Raw genomic sequence first — 16,809 nt, 5'->3', positions numbered from 1 at the left:
CCTTTTCAAAAAACACGAGTGTGACGAAATCGGAAACAATGATCCTGAAGCGGCGGTCGGATTGAGCCGGGTTAAACGGATCCCAAGAAATAATCGAGCACTGGATGTGCAGGAGAGCGTCGCGAACTGCGGGGGCGAGTGCTTCCGCACGCGGTGTCAGAATGCGTTCGCGGCCGCTCATCGAAAATAGTTCATCGTGGAAAAAGTCACGCAACCGGGCGACGGCCGCACTCATGGCCGGCTGACTTAGGTTGATGCGGCGTGCCGCCGCCGTGAGGCCGCGCTCGCTCAGCAGCGCGTCGAGCACGACGAGAAGGTTCAAATCGAGCCCTTTGAAACGCATGTCTTAGCTATCCATAGCGTGGATGCATTTCATCGACAGAAACGATTTTATCAATCTCCCGGAATCTAGCATGGACAAAAGCACCTGACGCGCACCGATCACCCACTGCCTCTATCGCGTGACGAGTGCGTTAAAAAGAGCCCGAAAAGAGAAATCTTTCCATGCGCTCCGACGCGCGGTGGAGGTTGTGCTGGGGAATGAGTTGCAACTGGCCGACCATGTCGAACTCTTCGATTTCTTCCGAAAGACCTATGGACGGACTGGCGCCTTCGACGCGAAGCCGTTCGAAGGCGGCCACATCTGGGGCGGTGCGAGGCCGGAATACCGCACAATCGGCTACGACGCGCACGGCATAGCGCCCACATTGGCATGCTCCGCCGCGTCATCAAGGTTGGCGAGTCCCCAATCCATTTTTCAGACCGCAAATCCTCGATGTGCTGGCGCAACATCGGGTGCCCGCGACGTTCTTCGTCACCGTGCCTACGCCGCAGACCAGCCCAATCTCATCCGGTCTCCCTAAGCAGTTGGTCTTGGTGAGCCGCACAAGCTGGTGAGGGGCAATTTTCGCAACACGGCGCGGCTCAGGCATTGAGCCACGTCGAAAACGCAAGCTGGAAAGGAACAAGATGGCTGATCAACTGACCAACGAAATAATCGCAATGATCAAGAAGCGCGCCGCATCGGAGGGCGGCAACATAGCGCCTGCCTCGGGCGAGATAACGGCTGCCACGGGACTGACTTCGCTCGGTATCGATTCACTGGGATTGGCGGACGTTCTCTGGGACCTCGAGCAGGCCTACGGCATCAAGATCGAGATGAATACGGCCGAGGCCTGGTCGGATCTCCAGAATGTCGGCGACATGGTGGAAGCCGTGCGCGGCTTGCTCGCCAAGGAGGCTTGAATGGAAAGGCGCGTTGTCATCACCGGAATCGGCGGGCTCTGCGGGCTGGGCACCGACGCCGCCTCCATCTGGACGGGGATGCGCGAAGGCCGCTCCGCCATCGGCCCGATCGTCAATTCAGAGCTCCATGAGCTGAAGGGTACAATCGGCGCCGAGATCAAGGCGTTGCCGGAGCACGACATCGACCGCGGGCGGCTCGTCTCCATGGGCCGCTTCAGCTTGCTCGCCGTGCTTGCAGCGCACGAAGCCATGCAACAGGCCGGACTTTCCTGCGATGAAGGAAATGCCTATCGCTTCGGTGCGACGGTGGGCGTCGGTGTCTGCGGCTGGGACGCAATCGAGGAAAACTACCGCGCCATCCTTTTGGGCGGCGCGACCCGTGCTGAGATCTTCACTGGACTAAAGGTGATGCCAAGCGCCGCTGCCACCCAGATCAGCTTGAGCTTCGGGCTGCGCGGGCCGGTACTCGGCATCACCTCCGCCTGTGCCTCCGGCAACCATGCGATTGCCTCCGCGGTGGACCAGATCAGGTTCGGCCGGGCCGACGTGATGCTTGCCGGCGGCAGCGATGCGCCGCTCGTATGGGGCGTGCTGAAGTCATGGGAGGCAATGCGCGTTCTGGCTCCCGATACCTGCCGGCCCTTCTCCGCCGATAGGAAGGGCGTGGTGCTGGGCGAGGGTGCGGGCATGGCCGTCTTGGAAAGCTATGAGCATGCGGCCGGGCGTGGTGCCACGATCCTTGCCGAGATCGCCGGCGTCGGATTTTCCGCCGATGCCTTCCACATCGCCGCGCCGGCGGTGCATGGGCCGGAGACGGCGATGGGCGCCTGCCTTGCCGATGCCGGGCTGAATCCCGAGGACGTGGACTACCTCAACGCCCACGGCACCGGCACCAAGGCCAACGATCAGATCGAATCGGCAGCCATCAAACGCGTCTTCGGTGACCATGCGTATTCGATGTCCGTCTCTTCCACCAAGTCCACCCATGCGCATTGTCTCGGCGCAGCTAGCGCGATCGAAATGATCGCCTGCGTGATGGCGATCCGCGAGGGCGTCGTGCCGCCGACGGCCAATTATCGTGAGCCAGACCCCGATTGCGATCTCGATATCACCCCCAATGTACCGCGCGAGCGCAAGGTGCAGGTGGCACTGAGCAACGCCTTCGCCATGGGCGGTCTGAACGCAGTTCTGGCATTCAGGCAGGTGTAGCCATGCGAGATGCCTCCTCCAGCATTTCTCTCGGATCCAGTGCTTGTGCTTACGCGACTATGTCGGGAGGGCCCAGGGCCGGCCCTAGGATCGCTGTAGGCCCGAGATCGTGCATGAGATGGCCCCCTCATTGTGGGCCATCGGGCGAGAGGTCTCGCCGTCAAAGCGATCTCGGGCCAACATGCGGCACAGCGCCGAAGGTGGAGCCACGGTGGGAAACTCCCGTCGGCGGTTATGTGACCGAGTCAGTCCGCGCGGCGCCCGTTCCGAACAACTCCCGCTCCTAGACCAAGGATAGCCCCGAGCTGAAGACACGGAAGGCGGTTGAGAGTCTGATCAACCGTCGTTCTGAGCTCCACTTCTCGCCTCGAGCAGCTTCAGCCGATCCGACTGCTCGCAACACCTGCCGAGCAGCCGATCTCTCGACCTCAGTCTTGATGCGTGCGACGTCCCGGGGTCTTGCTAGGAGTAGCCATGCGGGACGCCTCCTGCAACATTATCTCCCGCAGCCAGATGCTTGCCGGATCGCTGTTGTGAAGGGCCGGCCATTGGACGGCCTCGGTAAATCCGGGAAGTGGCAGCGGAAGGTCGACGATCCGCAGGGGGAACGTTTTTTCGAAATGCTTGACCAGCCGCAAGGGCATGGTCGCTATACGAGCTGTGCCTGACACCATCGGCGGGATCATGCTGAAGCCCTGGACGGCGACCTCGACACGTCTCTTAAGACCATGCTCAAGCAAAAACCATTCCTCGATGGAGGGCTTCAGCATACGCCCGAACTTGACCACGACGTGCTTCATCGACATGTATCTCTCGAACGTAAGCTGCCGCGGCAGCTGTTTGTTCGCGGCGCAGCCCACGCACACGAGCGTTTCGTCGAACAGCGGCATTCTTGGATGCGCGATCGACATGAACAAATCCGGAAGAATTAGAAAATCGACATCACCGCGCCGGAGAAGCTCATCGGGGCTGTCGTCGAGAGGCAGCAATTCGAAGCTGACGGCGGGCGCTTCCCGTGCAACACGCTCGACGACCTTTTCAAGAAACACGAGTGTGACGAAATCGGAAACAATGATCCTGAAGCGGCGATCGGATTGAGCCGGGTTAAACGGATCCCAAGAAATAATCGAGCTCTGGATGCGCAGCAGTGCGTCGCGAACTGCGGGGGCGAGTGCTTCCGCACGCGGTGTTAGAATGCGTTCGCGGCCGCTCATCGAAAATAGTTCATCGTGGAAAAAGTCACGCAACCGGGCGACGGCCGCACTCATGGCCGGCTGACTTAGGTTGATGCGGCGTGCCGCCGCCGTGAGGCCGCGCTCGCTCAGCAGCGCGTCGAGCACGACGAGAAGGTTCAGATCGAGCCCTTTGAAACGCATGTCTTAGCTATCCATAGCGTGGATGCATTTCATCGAAACAAACGATTTTATCAATTTTTCAGAACGTCGCATAGGGAGAATTCAAGGAAGCCCTAAAGGAAGTTTTTCAATGTTTGCGTTGGCTCCGAGGAGCATTTTCTGGCGTACGCCTTCAGGCGTGCACCGAACATCAACCGAGATCGCATGTCCATTGCGACTAGGTTCTTCGGTGATCCGCGCAAGCTACATCGCGTCGGCTCGACGCGAGAAGCTCCTCGATGCGTAGGCGCTTACCTCAAAAGATTCCAACAAACACGAGGTCTTTCTATGCGCTCTGACGTGCGGTGGAGGTTGTGCTGGGAAAACGAGTTGCAACTGGCTGACCATGTCGAACTCTCCGACTTCTTCCGAAAGAACTATGGACGGACTGGGGCCTCCAACGCGACGCCGTTCGAAGGCGGCCGTAGTTGGGCCGGTGCGAGGCCGGAACTCCGCGCAATCGGCTACGACGCTCACGGCATAGCGGCTCACATTGGCATACTGCGCCGCTTCATCAAGGTTGGCGAGGTCGATCTGTTAGTGGCCGAACTGGGGTTGTACGGGGTGCGTTCCGATCTTGAGGGACTCGGAATCAGCTTTTCAATGCAGTTTGTGTATCCAGTGCTGCAGCAGCTTGGGGTTCCATTCGCTTTCGGCACGGTCCGGCACGCACTGCGGAACCATGTTGAGAGGTTCTGCCGAGGCGGTCTGGCGACCATTTTGTCGGGCATTCCCGTGCGCTCGACCCATCCAGAAGTGTATCCCGACCTGCCGCCCACCCGCCTGGAGGACGTGCTCGTGCTGGTTACGCCGATTGGACGCTCGATGAGCGAGTGGCCGTCCGGCACCCTGATTGATCGGAACGGTCCGGAGCTATGATACATCTGGACTACATAAGCGAAGTGCCGAGTGAACGGGCTAGCACCCCCGGCCGTCGCACCGTTTATCTGACGTTTGACGACGGTCCCAATCCATTTTTCACACCGCAGATCCTCGATGTTCTGGCGCAAGATCGGGTGCCGGCGACGTTCTTCGTCATCGGCACCTACGCCGTAGAGCACCCGGATCTAGTCCAACGAATGATCGCAGAAGGGCACGAGGTGGGTAACCACACGATGACTCATCCGGATCTGTGCAAATGCGGCTTCGGCGAAGTGCGCCGTGAAATCTTTGAAGCGAACGGCGCCATCAGCATGGCGTGTCCACAGGCCTCGGTACGCTTCCTTCGCGCGCCCTACGGCGCCTGGAGCGAAGAAGTATTCACAGCGTCAGAGATCGCCGGGCTGGCGGCACTTCATTGGTCTGTAGACCCGCGAGACTGGTCTCGCCCCGGCACCGACGCGATTGTCGATGCAGTGCTCGCCTCTGTCCGGCCGGGTGCAATCGTGCTCCTGCACGACGGTTGCCCGCCCGACGAGTTGAGACCCAGCACTCAAGCCAGTCTGCGCGATCAGACCGCCAAGGCGCTGTCCCAGCTGATTCCGGAATTAAACGCCCGCGGATACGAAATTCGCGCCCTTCCACAACATCATTGAAAATTGCGAGATCCTATGGACCTGCTTGCCACAGCCAGTACTGTCGCCGTCTCGTGCTATGCACTGCTCTCGGCTGCCTATAAAAGCATGCAGATGGCTTATGCTTTGCCGATGGACCGTTCTCCGATGTCGGATGAATTGGTCGGTTTCGACCCTCTGCCGAGCGTGGATGTCATCGTTCCCTCCTTCAACGAGGATCCGAGCGCGCTCTCGGCGTGCCTGGCGTCCATTGCAAGCCAACAATACGCCGGAAAACTGCGGGTCTATGTGGTTGATGACGGTTCTGCAAATCGCGACGTTGTCGTACCGGTACACGGTGCCTTTGCCGGCGACCCAAGATTCAGCTTCATTTTGCTCGAGAAGAATGTTGGCAAACGCAAAGCGCAGATCGTCGCGATACGCCGCTCATCTGGTGATTTGGTGCTCAACGTCGACTCGGATACGACACTCGCGTCCGACGTCGTAGCAAAGCTTGCACTCAAGATGCAGGATCCAGCCGTCGGCGCGGCAATGGGCCAGTTGGCGGCCAGCAACCGGAGCGACACCTGGCTGACCCGGTTGATCGATATGGAGTACTGGCTGGCCTGCAATGAGGAGCGAGCGGCACAGGCTCGCTTTGGTGCCGTTATGTGCTGCTGCGGCCCATGTGCGATGTACCGTCGCTCCGCACTCGTTTTGCTGTTGGATCAGTACGAGACGCAACTGTTTCGGGGGAAGCCAAGCGACTTCGGTGAGGATCGCCATCTCACAATCCTCATGCTGAAAGCAGGCCTTCGAACCGAATACGTTCCCGACGCCATCGCCGCAACGATCGTTCCGGATCGGCTAGGGCCGTATCTGCGCCAACAACTTCGCTGGGCGCGGAGCACATTTCGGGACACGTTGCTTGCGCTGCGTCTATTGCCAAGCCTCGATCGTTATCTAACGCTGGATGTGGTCGGACAGAATCTCGGCCCGCTGTTGCTCGCCCTGTCGGTACTGGCTGGCCTCGCGCAGTTCGCACTGAAAGGCACAGTGCCTTGGTCGGCAGTCCTGATGATTGCATCCATGACCATCATTCGGTGCAGCGTGGCAGCGTTTCGTGCCCGCCAACTTCGATTTCTCGGTTTTTCTCTACACACATTCATCAACGTCTTTCTCTTACTCCCTCTGAAAGCCTATGCGTTGTGCACATTGAGCAACAGCGATTGGCTGTCGCGCAAGGCGGCCACCCTACCCAATGGAGGAGAAAGGCAGATCCTCATCAAAGATCCGATCGCAGGACCAAACGCTACAGAAGGCTCGGAAGTTGCTCACTCAATTCGCAGGACGGATGTTTTGCGCGGTTCTTCAAGGTTGGTGGAGTCTGAGAGCGTTTTCGGTGGCGAGTGATGGTGTACTGCGTAGGACACAAGTCGTGACCTGGACAATATTTCAATTGTTAGAACGGGAAGTGGCCGCAGACGATCCGTGGCGGCTCTACGGCAATCCGTAGAGCGGAAGCGTCTCACACAAATGCTCCGGCTGTCGCTTTCCCAAGGGCCGCCACAGCGATGGCCTCCTCTCCAGAACGCTCGCAAGTGAGCTCCCGCCGGCTGAACGGCTCCTTTCAGCAGAGATGAACGCATGTCCAACGTAGCAATCGACCTTAACGGCGTGACGAAGTCATTTGGCAATAAGGTCATTGTGAACGGGCTGTCGCTCACCGTTGCGTCGGGAGAGTGCTTCGGCCTGCTGGGGCCGAACGGTGCGGGCAAAAGTACGATTGCACGTATGGTCCTCGGCATGACGCAGCCTGACGCGGGTAAGATCACGGTGCTCGGAGTGCCAGTGCCGGCACAGGCTCGCTTGGCACGCAGGGGCATCGGCGTGGTTCCACAGTTCGACAATCTTGACCTGGAATTCACGGTACGCGAGAACCTGTTGGTATTCGGGCGCTACTTCGGCATGAGCACACGCGCGATCAAAGCGGTCATCCCATCACTGCTCGAGTTCGCCCGCCTTGAGAGCAAGGCGGATGCACGTGTCGGCGAACTATCCGGCGGCATGAAGCGGCGCCTGACTCTGGCACGCGCGTTGATCAACGACCCGCAGCTGCTCGTAATGGACGAACCGACTACCGGCCTCGACCCGCACGCGCGCCACCTGATCTGGGAGCGTCTGCGTTTCCTGCTGGCGCGCGGCAAGACGATCATTTTGACGACCCACTTTATGGAAGAGGCTGAGCGGCTGTGCGATCGGCTGTGCGTTCTCGAGCATGGGTGCAACATCGCCGAGGGCAGCCCTCATGCCCTGATTGAGGAGCATATCGGATGCAACGTCATCGAGATCTTTGGTGGCAATCCGCAGGAGCTGGGTTCGCTGATCAGGCCATATGTTCAGCGCATCGAGGTGAGCGGCGAGACGCTCTTTTGCTATACGCCCGATCCGGAGCAGGTGCGCGTCCAGCTACGCGGGCGTGCGGGGCTACGGCTTCTAGAGCGTCCACCTAATCTGGAGGACGTTTTCTTGCGGCTGACCGGACGCGAGATGGAGAAGTGAACGATGAGTGAAGGTTATGCAGCGGCTCTACCCGCCAATGCGTGGAACTGGGTTGCGGTGTGGCGCCGCAACTATCTGTCGTGGAAGAAGATCGCACTTGCGTCAATGCTCGGTAACCTCGCCGATCCCATGATCTATCTTTTCGGACTTGGTACTGGCCTCGGAATGATGGTCGGTCGCGTTGAAGATGCGTCCTACGTTGCTTTTTTGGCAGCCGGTATGGTCGCGACGAGCGCGATGACCGCGTCGACCTTCGAAACAATTTACGCGGCTTACCCGCGCATGCACCATCAGCGCATCTGGGAAGCAATCCTGTACACACAACTTACCCTCGGCGATATCGTTCTCGGTGAATTGGCGTGGGCAGCCACCAAGGCCTTTTTGGCCGGAACGGTCATCGCGATCGTCGCCGTCGTGGTGGGCTATGCGGCGTGGCCGTCCCTGCTCTATGTGCTACCAGCCATAGCGCTCACTGGGTTCGCCTTTGCGAGCCTGGCGATGGTCGTCACAGCGCTTGCGCCCAGTTACCACTATTTTGTATTCTACCAGTCGCTCGTCCTCACACCCATGCTGTTCCTGTCAGGCGCGGTCTTCCCTGTCACCCAATTGTCAGCTCCCTTTCAACAGGCAGCGCACTTTTTGCCGCTGGCACATTCGATCGACCTTATTCGTCCGGAAATGCTTGATCGCCCGGCTGGCGGCATCGCTCTGCATATCGGTGCGCTTTGCCTGTACGCGGTGTTGCCGTTCTTCCTCTCGATGGTGCTGCTTCGCCGCCGCCTGATGCGTTGAGACAACTTCCGAGAGAAGGAGATCCGTGATGCAGTGCCACGACATTCGCGCGGAAGCGCATGATCATCTGGCCTTAGTTGGCCATTCGCTGCAAGCACCTCAAAGACATTTGCTCTGTGTTGCAGCTGACGTACGACATTTCCAGCAGGAACGCCGGAATGACCATGGGCTGATCTCATTAGCTGCTTCAGACGAACCCTACGAGAATTGGTAGAGGCGGTGATATCTGACTGGCATTCGCAGGGGCGAGCGACATTGCAGCCCGGTCAGGTCGAACGGTCTTGAGGCAGGCCAATTTGACTTTCTTGTCACGATAAATGGAGAACGAGATGCTAGGACCGCGATCGCTGATGGTTGGATCGGGCGAGGATCGGTTCGTTGTTTCGAGACGGCGTACCGGTTTCGGTGATTGCTTGTGGTCTCTGGCAGCAGCTTGGTCCTACGCTAAGCGGACGGGGCGGACGCTGGCCATAGATTGGCGTGGCTCCTGTTATCTCGATCAACCCTTCACCAATGCGTTTCCGGTGTTCTTCGAGCCAATTCAAGACATCGCGGGCGTACCGGTTATTTGCGATGACCAGGTCAACCAGTTCTCATTCCCTGGGCCTTTCTTCCCGGCGTGGTGGAATAAGCCATCGATCGACTGCGTTTGCCGTCCAGATGAACAGATTTTCCGAGAACGTGACGAGCTGAGAGAACTTTTCGAAGCCCAAGATGATACTGAAGCCAACACAGTGGTGTGTGATGCTTGCTTGATGTGGCGTTGCGGTATGGATGCCGAACGACAGATTTTTCGGAGTATCAAACCGAGGCCCGAAATTGAAGCTCGGATTGACGCCATCTATCAAGAGCACTTCGAAGGGCACAGCATAATCGGGGTGCATGTCCGGCACGGCAACGGTGAAGACATTATGGAGCACGCTCCCTTCTGGGCTGATCCGGAATTCGCCTTCCAGCAGGTATGCACAGCCATTCGTACGGCTAAAGAGCTACCGCATTCAAGGCCTGTGAGGGTGTTCTTGTGTACTGACAGTGCGCAGGTGCGTCGTGACTTGTCGGGCGTGTTTCCCGATCTTTTCACTATCCCAAAACAATTCCAGGCGGATCAGGCCGGGCCATTACACAGCGCAGCACTGGGCGTTGACGGCGGTTTTTCTGCTCTCGTCGAGATGTACCTCCTTGGGCGATGCGATACCGTGGTTCGCTTCCCGCCGAGTAGCGCCTTCTCGCGCTATGCCCGCCTCTTCGTGCCACGTATTATTGAATTCGATTTAAACGATCCGGGTGGTTTGATCTTCATTGATAACTCGTCCGAACATGTTCCGACTTTGTGAAAGTCTTGGGTACCCTGGTGGAGCTTGTTCTGGCGGGCGGACGCGCCTCGACGGCATCATGTGCTGAATGGTGGGTATTTGACAGCCACCGAAAGGAAGGAGCGTCCGCAATGGAAGTTAGCACGACTGGACGTTGGCGGGCGATGATTAGCGGTAGGACAAAGCCCGCAGCCATAAGCATGAAGCTCTCCACGATCGGCTTCGGCGCTTTTGGTTTCCGGCGGCACCAAGATCCGACAAGAGAGGCCGAAGGCGAGAGTAAGCCATTGTGCCTTTTGTCGAAGTCCGATCGCGTTTGCCTGGAGCAGCCTGACCCGTGATGATCAAACCCGTTGGCGAAGCTCGGCCCAACACCTTCGAGTTCGAAACCTCGGCGTTGATCAAGGCGTCCGGGTTTCGCGAGTATGATGCGCGCTGGTGGTTCGGCCAACCGGGCTCGGCGGAGCCGCCGGAGCTCAATCTGATCGGCGTCCAGGCGCTCGGCATGGGCCTCGGCACGCTGATCCGGCGTCTCGGCGTCGCATCCGATATCGTCACCGGCCACGATTTCCGCTCCTATTCGCTGTCGATCAAGCTGGCGCTGGTTTCCGGGCTCATGGCCGCCGGCGCACGGGTCAAGGATGTCGGGCTGGCTCTGTCGCCGATGGCCTATTTCGCCCAGTTCGCGCTGGATACGCCTTCCGTCGCCATGGTCACCGCGTCGCACAACGAGAATGGCTGGACCGGCGTCAAGATGGGCGCGGCGCGTCCTTTGACCTTCGGCCCCGAAGAGATGAGCGCGCTGAAGACAATCGTGCTTGCCGGCGACTTCGACCTTGCCGGCGGCGGCTCCTATGATTTCGTTTCAGGGTTCCGCCAAACCTATCTCGCCGACCTGACCACGGGAAAGCGCATCTTGAGACCGCTGAAGGTGGTAGTCGCCTGCGGCAACGGCACAGCCGGCGCCTTTGCGCCCGAAGCGCTGGCGCGGATCGGCTGCGAGGTGATCCCGCTCGATGTCGAACTCGATCACACCTTCCCGCGCTACAATCCCAACCCGGAAGATATGCGGATGCTACATGCCATCCGCGACAAGGTGCTGGAGACGGGAGCCGATGTTGGGCTTGGTTTCGACGGCGACGGCGATCGCTGCGGCGTGGTCGACAATGAAGGCAACGAGATATTCGCCGACAAGGTCGGTGTCATGCTGGCGCGTGACATTTCGCGGCTCTATCCGGGCTCGACCTTCGTCGTCGACGTCAAGTCGACGGGGCTATTCGCCACTGACAGCGTGCTCGAGGCCAACGGCGCCGTCACCCACTACTGGAAGACCGGCCATTCCTATATCAAGCGGCGCGTCGGCGAGCTCGGCGCCATCGCTGGCTTCGAAAAGTCGGGCCATTTCTTCTTCAATGCACCGATCGGCCGCGGCTATGACGACGGGCTGGTCACCGCCATCGCCATTTGTCAGACGCTCGACCGCAGCCCGGACAGCACCATCGCCGATCTCTACCGCGCCCTACCGCTGACCTTCGGCACGCCGACCATGTCGCCGCATTGCGCGGACGATTTGAAATATGGCGTCGTCGAGCGTGTCGTCTCGGATTTTCAGGCGATGAAGCGGGACGGCACGGTCTTCGCCGGCCAGAGGATCGCCGAACTGATCACCGTCAACGGCGTGCGCGTCGTCGCGGAGGACGGCACCTGGGGGCTGGTGCGGGCGTCGTCAAACAAGCCCGAGCTTGTCGTGGTGGTGGAGAGCCCAGTATCGTCCGAGCGGCGCCGTCAGATGTTCGAGGGCGTCGATGCCGTGCTGCGCCGCAGCCCCGAAGTCGGCCCGTACAATCAGACCTTCTGAGCGCGAGAACGAAATGGCCGACCGGATCGTCAGTTTTGTCATGAGCGGCGGCGTTGGTTCGCGGCTCTGGCCGCTGTCGCGCGAGGACAATCCCAAGCAGTTTCACGACTTTTCGGGCGACGGCTCGATGCTGGCCAAGACCTTGCGACGGCTGACGGCAAGGCCTGATGGCGAGACGCCTGTCTTCCTGATCGCCTCGGAACGGCATGCCGAGCGCGTCCATGCCGACCTTGCCGGCCTCGATCTTTCCGGCGGCGGCCCGCTGTTCGAGCCGACAGGCCGCAACACCGCGGCTGCCGTTGCGCTGGCAACGCTGCGCACGCTCTCCGAGTTCGGCGACAGCCTGGTGCTGGTGGTACCGTCCGATCACGAGATCTCGACGGCGCGGCAGTTCTGGCAGAGTGTCGAGGCCGGAGCAGAGGCGGCACGCGCCGGCCGGCTGGTGGTGTTCGGCATCAAGCCCAACCAGCCCGAGACCGGTTATGGCTATATCGAGGTATCGGGCGACAAGGCCGGCATCTTCGACGTGTCGCGCTTCGTCGAAAAGCCGGACCATGCGACGGCGCAGAGCTATCTCCAAGCCGGAAACTTCTACTGGAACACCGGCATCTTCCTGTTTCGGGCCGGCGCCATGCGCGATGCGTTCGCGGCGTTTGAGCCAAAAATCTGGCAGGCGACAGAAACGGCCTACAAGGCGGCGACATCGGATCTGTCCGGTCTCTACATGCCGCTGGAACTCTACGCGGCCATTCCCTCGAACTCGATCGACTACGCCATCATGGAGCGCGCGATGGGCATCGCCATGGTGCCGGCCGGCTTTCGCTGGAACGACCTTGGCTCCTGGCAGTCGCTGCTCGATGTCGGTCCTTCCGACAGCCAGGGCAATGTCATCGTCGGCGATGTCGTCGCCATCGACTGCGAGAACTCCTACATCCGCAGCGACGGCCGGCTGCTGTCGGCCATCGGCATGAAGGACGTCGCCATCGTCTCGACCGCCGACGCCACCTTCGTCGCCCCGGTCAGCCACAGCCAGCATGTCAAGAAGATCGTCGAGCAGTTGGAAAAGTCGGGCCGGCTGGAAACCAGGTTCACGCCGGCGCATGACCGGGTCATTGAAAGCGGCGCCTGGAGGCAGCGCGTGCATCACTGGCTGTTCGAGGAGACCTTGCCACTGTGGTCGACATCAGGTGTCGACGAGCGCCATGGCGGCTTCCACGAGGCGCTGGGTTTTGACGGCACGCCGCTGATGAAACCCAAGCGCATGCGCACCATGGCAAGGCAGGTCTATGCCTTCGCCGTTGCCAAGGCGCGCGGCTGGGACGGTCCGGCCGACCGGCTGATCGGTCACGGGATCGAATTCATGGCGAGGAACGGCCGCACCGACAATGGCGGCTGGGTGCGCACGCTGAATGTCGACGGCAGCGTCGCAGACCCCGCCGAGGATGCCTACGACCATTCCTGCGTGCTGCTGGCGCTGGCGCACGCCCATATATCAGGCAATCCCGATGCTTTGCGGCTGGGCGAAGAAACCTTCTCGTTCCTAGACGTGCATCTCGAGGACAGCCGCATGACCGGGTTCCTCGATACGTCGAGCGCCGGCGGCGAACGGCGTTCCAACCCGCACATGCATCTGCTCGAGGCCTTCCTGGCCTGGCATCAGGCGACCGGCGACCGTGCCTATCTTCGACGCGCCGCGCGCATCATCGACCTGTTTCGCAGCCATTTCTTCGACCCGGAAAGCTGGACGCTGGGCGAATATTTCGACCGGGAATGGAAGCCGTCCACCGGCGAGAAAGGCCAGTGGACCGAACCCGGTCACCATTTCGAATGGGCCTCGCTGCTGGTCGATTTCGCCAGCCGCAGCGGCCAGACGGAATTGACCGGCTTTGCCAGGAAGCTCTATGCCTCGGCCGTCGCCAATGGTCTCAACCGTGCCACCGGCCTTGCCTACGGCGCCGTCTCGCGGCAGGGCCTGCCGCGAGACGGAGTGTCGCGCAGCTGGCCGCAAGCCGAAGCGATCAAGGCGGCGATTGCGCTGGATGGTTCGGGCGGGCCTGACCTCAAGCCCGAGGTCGAGGCGCGCGTCGGCCGCCTGTTCCGCTGGCACATCGACCCAGCGCCGCTCGGCCTGTGGATCGACCGCATCGACGAACACGGCCGCCCGCTGGCGTCAGACGTGCCGGCCAGCATCTTCTACCATTTGGTCTGCGCGCTCACTCAGTATCTGGACGGGACGCTAGAGACGGAGAGCTGAGGGATCGGAGTTGCCAATCTCCCCGCAAGGTATTCCCACGCTGACGGCCGCCTTGCTGAGGTAGGCTGAAGGCTGCTGCAAGCCACCAGGAGTAGTAGCCTTTTGACGAAACGGAAGCGCTATAGCATCAAGCTGGTGGTCCAGCTCTGCGACGCTCGACGCGAAAGAGCCTCGGCGCTCGGCGCCTCGATCTCCTCCCCACAGGGTCGACAACCGCATCGAGGCGACCCGCGTCGGCACGGCGAAGCCTCTGCACGAGCCGAAGTGCCTGGCCCTCCTCTCCGGCAAGATTGCACGACCCCGGCTTCGACATCGAACGCCTTGGGGCGACGATCGCCGAACCACTCGTATCCCGAGACGCTCTTCATCGCTCGCCGCAGAGCAGAAGGCGGACGTTTCCGCTCTCATCGATTTCGATCGCCAATTGCATCGGCACGGATCGTCTTTATCGCATGGCGCCGTTGAGCGGCACGACCCGTAAGGCGGATGGTGACGGCCCCGGATACCGGTGACCTCTGGCCCGGTTATAGGCTGCGGCCGGCACGCCTGCTGCCCAGGCCGGAGGCGGTCGAGACGATGACTGTTTCTGCCCGATCACCGTCCCGTCACGTTTACCTGGCGCGGCGTGTGCCGGGGCGGGCCCCAACGGCAGAGAGCACATTTCGGGCGGGTGGTGGAAGCGCGACGCCGAGCGCGCCGCGGTCTGCCGTCGAGGACGGGGCGGGCGAGCGTTTCTGGTCTATCACGCGGGGCGAGATTTAGATCACCGTTGAAGCATGTCCCCGGCTATCCATATCGTGGATGAATTTCATCGAAACAAACGATTTCACCAATCTTGCAGAACGTTGCATTGGAACAATTCAAGGATGCGAGCTCTAAGAATAGTTATCGATATTCGCGTTCGCCCCGAGGAGAATTTTCTCGTGTACGCCGAACAATCACTGAAGCGCATGTCCATGCGGCCAGGTTCATCCGCGCTCTGCCCAGGCAACGTCGCATTGGCTCGACGCGACGAGCTTCCCCACGTGCATGGGCGCTTACGCGATTCTCTGGCAGCCGGCGGTGAACGCGGCACGCAGGCTGACAGCTCCGTCCGATATACAAACGTAAGCAGTTGAGAATGAAGACATGAAAAAAGTCTATGTAGCCGGCCATCGCGGCCTCGTTGGATCCGCCACAGTGAGAGCCCTCGAGGCCTTAGGATCGTATGAAATAATAACGCGGACGCATGATGAACTGGATCTCTTCGATCGGACCGCGACCCGCGAGTTCTTTATGTCGAAAAGACCGAATTACGTCATTATGTGCGCCGCAAAGGTTGGTGGGATTCTTGCCAACGCAAGCTTTCCGGTTGATTTCCTTCACAACAATCTCGCGATTCAAGTCAGCGTTTTTGATGCCGCCTACGCATCCGGCGTCGAGCGGATGATCTTTCTTGGTAGCTCGTGTATCTACCCACGAGATTGCCCGCAACCGATACGAGAGGACTACCTTCTATCCGGTCCGCTTGAAGCGACAAATCGTCCCTACGCTTTGGCAAAGATAGCAGGCGTTGAATCATGCTGGTCTTTCAACCGACAGTACCGGACGCGCTATCTCGCGTTGATGCCGACCAACTTGTACGGTCCCGGAGATAATTATCACCCCGACAACTCTCACGTTCTGCCAGCTCTGATGCGACGTTTTCATCAGGCCAGAATGAATGGTGACTCCTCGGTCGTGGTCTGGGGATCCGGAAGGCCCCGGCGAGAGTTCATGTACTCTTTGGATATAGGGGATGCCATTGCATTCCTGCTTGGCCTGCCGGATTCGGATTTTGGCGCCTTGACGGCTCCCGAGACCGCGCCTCTGATCAATGTTGGCGTTGGAGAGGACGTCACAATTCGCGAACTGGCGGAATTGATTAAGGCGACGGTCGGCTACGAGGGCGATTTGGTGTTCGACACGACGAAGCCAGACGGCACGCCTCGCAAGCTGCTGGACGTATCGCGCTTGCATACTCTTGGCTGGAAAGCCAAAACGTCTCTTGGTGCCGGGTTGCAAGCGACGCACGAGGATTTTCTCCGCCATCATAAAGCTTGACGTTGGTGCTCACAGCCTGGCTGGCTGCATGTTCGATCCGGTTCCAACTTTCCTGCGCCATTCAGATCTGGCACCGCCGGCGTGTTTGGTCCCGGCATTTGCTGGAGCGGATTGAGTTTGAAGCGTTCCGGTTGTGACGCCCACGCCTTGCAGATGAACTCGTAGGGTGTGAGACCCTTGAGGGTCTTGAGCCTGCGGGCGAAGTTGTAGGCGGCGACGAAGTCGGCGAGATGGGTGCGGAGTTGGTCGTGGCTCTCGTAGTAGAAGCGCTTGACGGTGGCGTCCTTGATAGTCCGGTTCATTCTCTCGACCTGGCCGTTGGTCCACGGATGCCTGGCCTTGGTCGTGCGGTGCTCGATGTCGTTCCTGGCGCAGGCGTATTCGAAGGCGTGAGCGCGGAATATCCCGCCATTGGCGATTGCCTCCTTGATCAGCGGCACCGCCGAGCCACCGGCACCGGGGGTGGTGAACTCGCTGCCATAGCACCTACGGAAAGAATGATGAGAGGCAACCGAGACATCGGTGCGCGCAGCTTTTCGCTGCAGGCGCGCACCGATCGAGGTGGCCATGGCCAGTCGAAGGATCTCTAGAATGTGAATGTTCACAA

Annotated in this window: 14 protein-coding genes and 2 pseudogenes; 13 read left to right on the top strand and 3 right to left on the bottom strand. The window is 60.1% G+C overall.

Annotated elements, in window-relative coordinates; translation table 11 throughout:
- Nucleotides 1-343, bottom strand: a 343-nt coding sequence (locus ACFX5Q_RS34050; RefSeq protein WP_404284880.1) for a LysR family transcriptional regulator, incomplete at its 3' end; no start/stop codon positions are given.
- Nucleotides 344-504: 161 nt separating this feature from the next.
- On the opposite strand from ACFX5Q_RS34050, the pseudogene ACFX5Q_RS34045 reads away from it, so the two are divergent.
- The 4 genes and pseudogenes from ACFX5Q_RS34045 to ACFX5Q_RS34030 form a co-directional block, all read left to right on the top strand.
- Nucleotides 505-739: pseudogene (locus ACFX5Q_RS34045) on the top strand (acyltransferase); the annotation flags it as partial.
- 5 nt (nt 740-744) lie between these two features.
- Nucleotides 745-854 (top strand): annotated as a pseudogene (locus ACFX5Q_RS34040) (polysaccharide deacetylase family protein); the annotation flags it as partial.
- Between the two features lie 115 nt (nt 855-969).
- Nucleotides 970-1,245 carry an acyl carrier protein gene (locus tag ACFX5Q_RS34035; protein ID WP_404284878.1) on the top strand — a complete coding sequence of 92 codons (276 nt, stop codon included), beginning with the start codon at nt 970-972 and terminating at the stop codon, nt 1,243-1,245.
- Nucleotides 1,246-2,454, top strand: coding sequence for a beta-ketoacyl-[acyl-carrier-protein] synthase family protein (locus ACFX5Q_RS34030; protein WP_404284876.1), 1,209 nt, complete (start codon nt 1,246-1,248; stop codon nt 2,452-2,454). It begins immediately after the preceding gene.
- A 428-nt stretch (nt 2,455-2,882) separates the two neighbouring features.
- On the opposite strand, the gene ACFX5Q_RS34025 is transcribed toward ACFX5Q_RS34030, so the two are convergent.
- Nucleotides 2,883-3,830, bottom strand: coding sequence for a LysR family transcriptional regulator (locus tag ACFX5Q_RS34025; protein WP_404284875.1), 948 nt, complete (start codon nt 3,828-3,830; stop codon nt 2,883-2,885).
- A gap of 306 nt (nt 3,831-4,136) precedes the next feature.
- Here ACFX5Q_RS34025 and ACFX5Q_RS34020 point away from each other — a divergent pair, with 306 nt between their 5' ends.
- The 9 genes from ACFX5Q_RS34020 to ACFX5Q_RS33980 all read left to right on the top strand — a co-directional run bounded on the left by ACFX5Q_RS34020 (nt 4,137) and on the right by ACFX5Q_RS33980 (nt 16,202).
- Nucleotides 4,137-4,727, top strand: a complete 591-nt coding sequence (locus ACFX5Q_RS34020) for a NodA family N-acyltransferase (RefSeq protein WP_404284873.1) — start codon at nt 4,137-4,139, stop codon at nt 4,725-4,727.
- Nucleotides 4,724-5,383 carry a chitooligosaccharide deacetylase NodB gene (nodB, locus tag ACFX5Q_RS34015; RefSeq protein WP_404284871.1) on the top strand — a complete coding sequence of 220 codons (660 nt, stop codon included), beginning with the start codon at nt 4,724-4,726 and terminating at the stop codon, nt 5,381-5,383. The genes ACFX5Q_RS34020 and nodB overlap by 4 nt, the downstream gene beginning before the upstream one ends.
- 15 nt (nt 5,384-5,398) lie before the next feature.
- The gene (nodC, locus tag ACFX5Q_RS34010; protein WP_404284869.1) at nt 5,399-6,754 is read left to right on the top strand and encodes a chitooligosaccharide synthase NodC; all 1,356 of its coding nucleotides are present in this window, start codon (nt 5,399-5,401) and stop codon (nt 6,752-6,754) included.
- Between the two features lie 234 nt (nt 6,755-6,988).
- Nucleotides 6,989-7,903 carry a nodulation factor ABC transporter ATP-binding protein NodI gene (nodI, locus tag ACFX5Q_RS34005; RefSeq protein WP_404284867.1) on the top strand — a complete coding sequence of 305 codons (915 nt, stop codon included), beginning with the start codon at nt 6,989-6,991 and terminating at the stop codon, nt 7,901-7,903.
- Nucleotides 7,904-7,906: 3 nt separating this feature from the next.
- The gene (locus ACFX5Q_RS34000) at nt 7,907-8,695 is read left to right on the top strand and encodes an ABC transporter permease (RefSeq protein WP_123169522.1); all 789 of its coding nucleotides are present in this window, start codon (nt 7,907-7,909) and stop codon (nt 8,693-8,695) included.
- 317 nt (nt 8,696-9,012) lie between these two features.
- Nucleotides 9,013-10,029 (top strand): nodulation protein NodZ, encoded by a 1,017-nt coding sequence (locus ACFX5Q_RS33995; RefSeq protein ID WP_404284865.1) that lies wholly within the window; start codon nt 9,013-9,015, stop codon nt 10,027-10,029.
- Nucleotides 10,030-10,348: 319 nt separating this feature from the next.
- Entirely contained in the window at nt 10,349-11,866 is a 1,518-nt protein-coding gene (locus ACFX5Q_RS33990; protein ID WP_404284863.1) for a phosphomannomutase/phosphoglucomutase, read from the top strand.
- A 13-nt stretch (nt 11,867-11,879) separates the two neighbouring features.
- Nucleotides 11,880-14,120: an AGE family epimerase/isomerase gene (locus ACFX5Q_RS33985; protein WP_404284861.1), complete on the top strand. Its 2,241-nt coding sequence runs from the start codon at nt 11,880-11,882 to the stop codon at nt 14,118-14,120.
- Between the two features lie 1,128 nt (nt 14,121-15,248).
- A complete protein-coding gene (locus ACFX5Q_RS33980) occupies nt 15,249-16,202 on the top strand; it encodes a GDP-L-fucose synthase family protein (protein ID WP_404284859.1) in 954 nt (317 codons plus the stop codon).
- Here ACFX5Q_RS33980 and ACFX5Q_RS33975 read toward each other — a convergent pair.
- Nucleotides 16,190-16,809 (bottom strand): integrase core domain-containing protein (locus ACFX5Q_RS33975; protein ID WP_404284857.1); only part of this gene is annotated, 620 nt, incomplete at its 5' end. The genes ACFX5Q_RS33980 and ACFX5Q_RS33975 overlap by 13 nt on opposite strands.

The sequence above is a fragment of the Mesorhizobium sp. IMUNJ 23033 genome, assembly GCF_044778005.1.
In the GTDB taxonomy this organism is placed as follows: domain Bacteria; phylum Pseudomonadota; class Alphaproteobacteria; order Rhizobiales; family Rhizobiaceae; genus Mesorhizobium; species Mesorhizobium amorphae_A.
The sequence above is the reverse complement of the archived record's forward strand: the minus strand, read 5'-3'. Positions and strand labels throughout refer to the sequence as shown.

What these genes read in the sequence shown, in the direction of transcription:
- ACFX5Q_RS33985 (WP_404284861.1), top strand. Translation starts at nt 11,880, where the DNA reads ATGGCCGACCGGATCGTCAGTTTTGTCATGAGCGGCGGCGTTGGTTCG.
- ACFX5Q_RS33995 (WP_404284865.1), top strand. Translation starts at nt 9,013, where the DNA reads ATGGAGAACGAGATGCTAGGACCGCGATCGCTGATGGTTGGATCGGGC.
- ACFX5Q_RS33980 (WP_404284859.1), top strand. Translation starts at nt 15,249, where the DNA reads ATGAAAAAAGTCTATGTAGCCGGCCATCGCGGCCTCGTTGGATCCGCC.
- ACFX5Q_RS33990 (WP_404284863.1), top strand. Translation starts at nt 10,349, where the DNA reads ATGATCAAACCCGTTGGCGAAGCTCGGCCCAACACCTTCGAGTTCGAA.
- ACFX5Q_RS34000 (WP_123169522.1), top strand. Translation starts at nt 7,907, where the DNA reads ATGAGTGAAGGTTATGCAGCGGCTCTACCCGCCAATGCGTGGAACTGG.
- nodI (WP_404284867.1), top strand. Translation starts at nt 6,989, where the DNA reads ATGTCCAACGTAGCAATCGACCTTAACGGCGTGACGAAGTCATTTGGC.
- nodC (WP_404284869.1), top strand. Translation starts at nt 5,399, where the DNA reads ATGGACCTGCTTGCCACAGCCAGTACTGTCGCCGTCTCGTGCTATGCA.
- ACFX5Q_RS34035 (WP_404284878.1), top strand. Translation starts at nt 970, where the DNA reads ATGGCTGATCAACTGACCAACGAAATAATCGCAATGATCAAGAAGCGC.
- ACFX5Q_RS34030 (WP_404284876.1), top strand. Translation starts at nt 1,246, where the DNA reads ATGGAAAGGCGCGTTGTCATCACCGGAATCGGCGGGCTCTGCGGGCTG.
- ACFX5Q_RS34025 (WP_404284875.1), bottom strand. Translation starts at nt 3,830, where the DNA reads ATGCGTTTCAAAGGGCTCGATCTGAACCTTCTCGTCGTGCTCGACGCG.
- nodB (WP_404284871.1), top strand. Translation starts at nt 4,724, where the DNA reads ATGATACATCTGGACTACATAAGCGAAGTGCCGAGTGAACGGGCTAGC.
- ACFX5Q_RS34020 (WP_404284873.1), top strand. Translation starts at nt 4,137, where the DNA reads ATGCGCTCTGACGTGCGGTGGAGGTTGTGCTGGGAAAACGAGTTGCAA.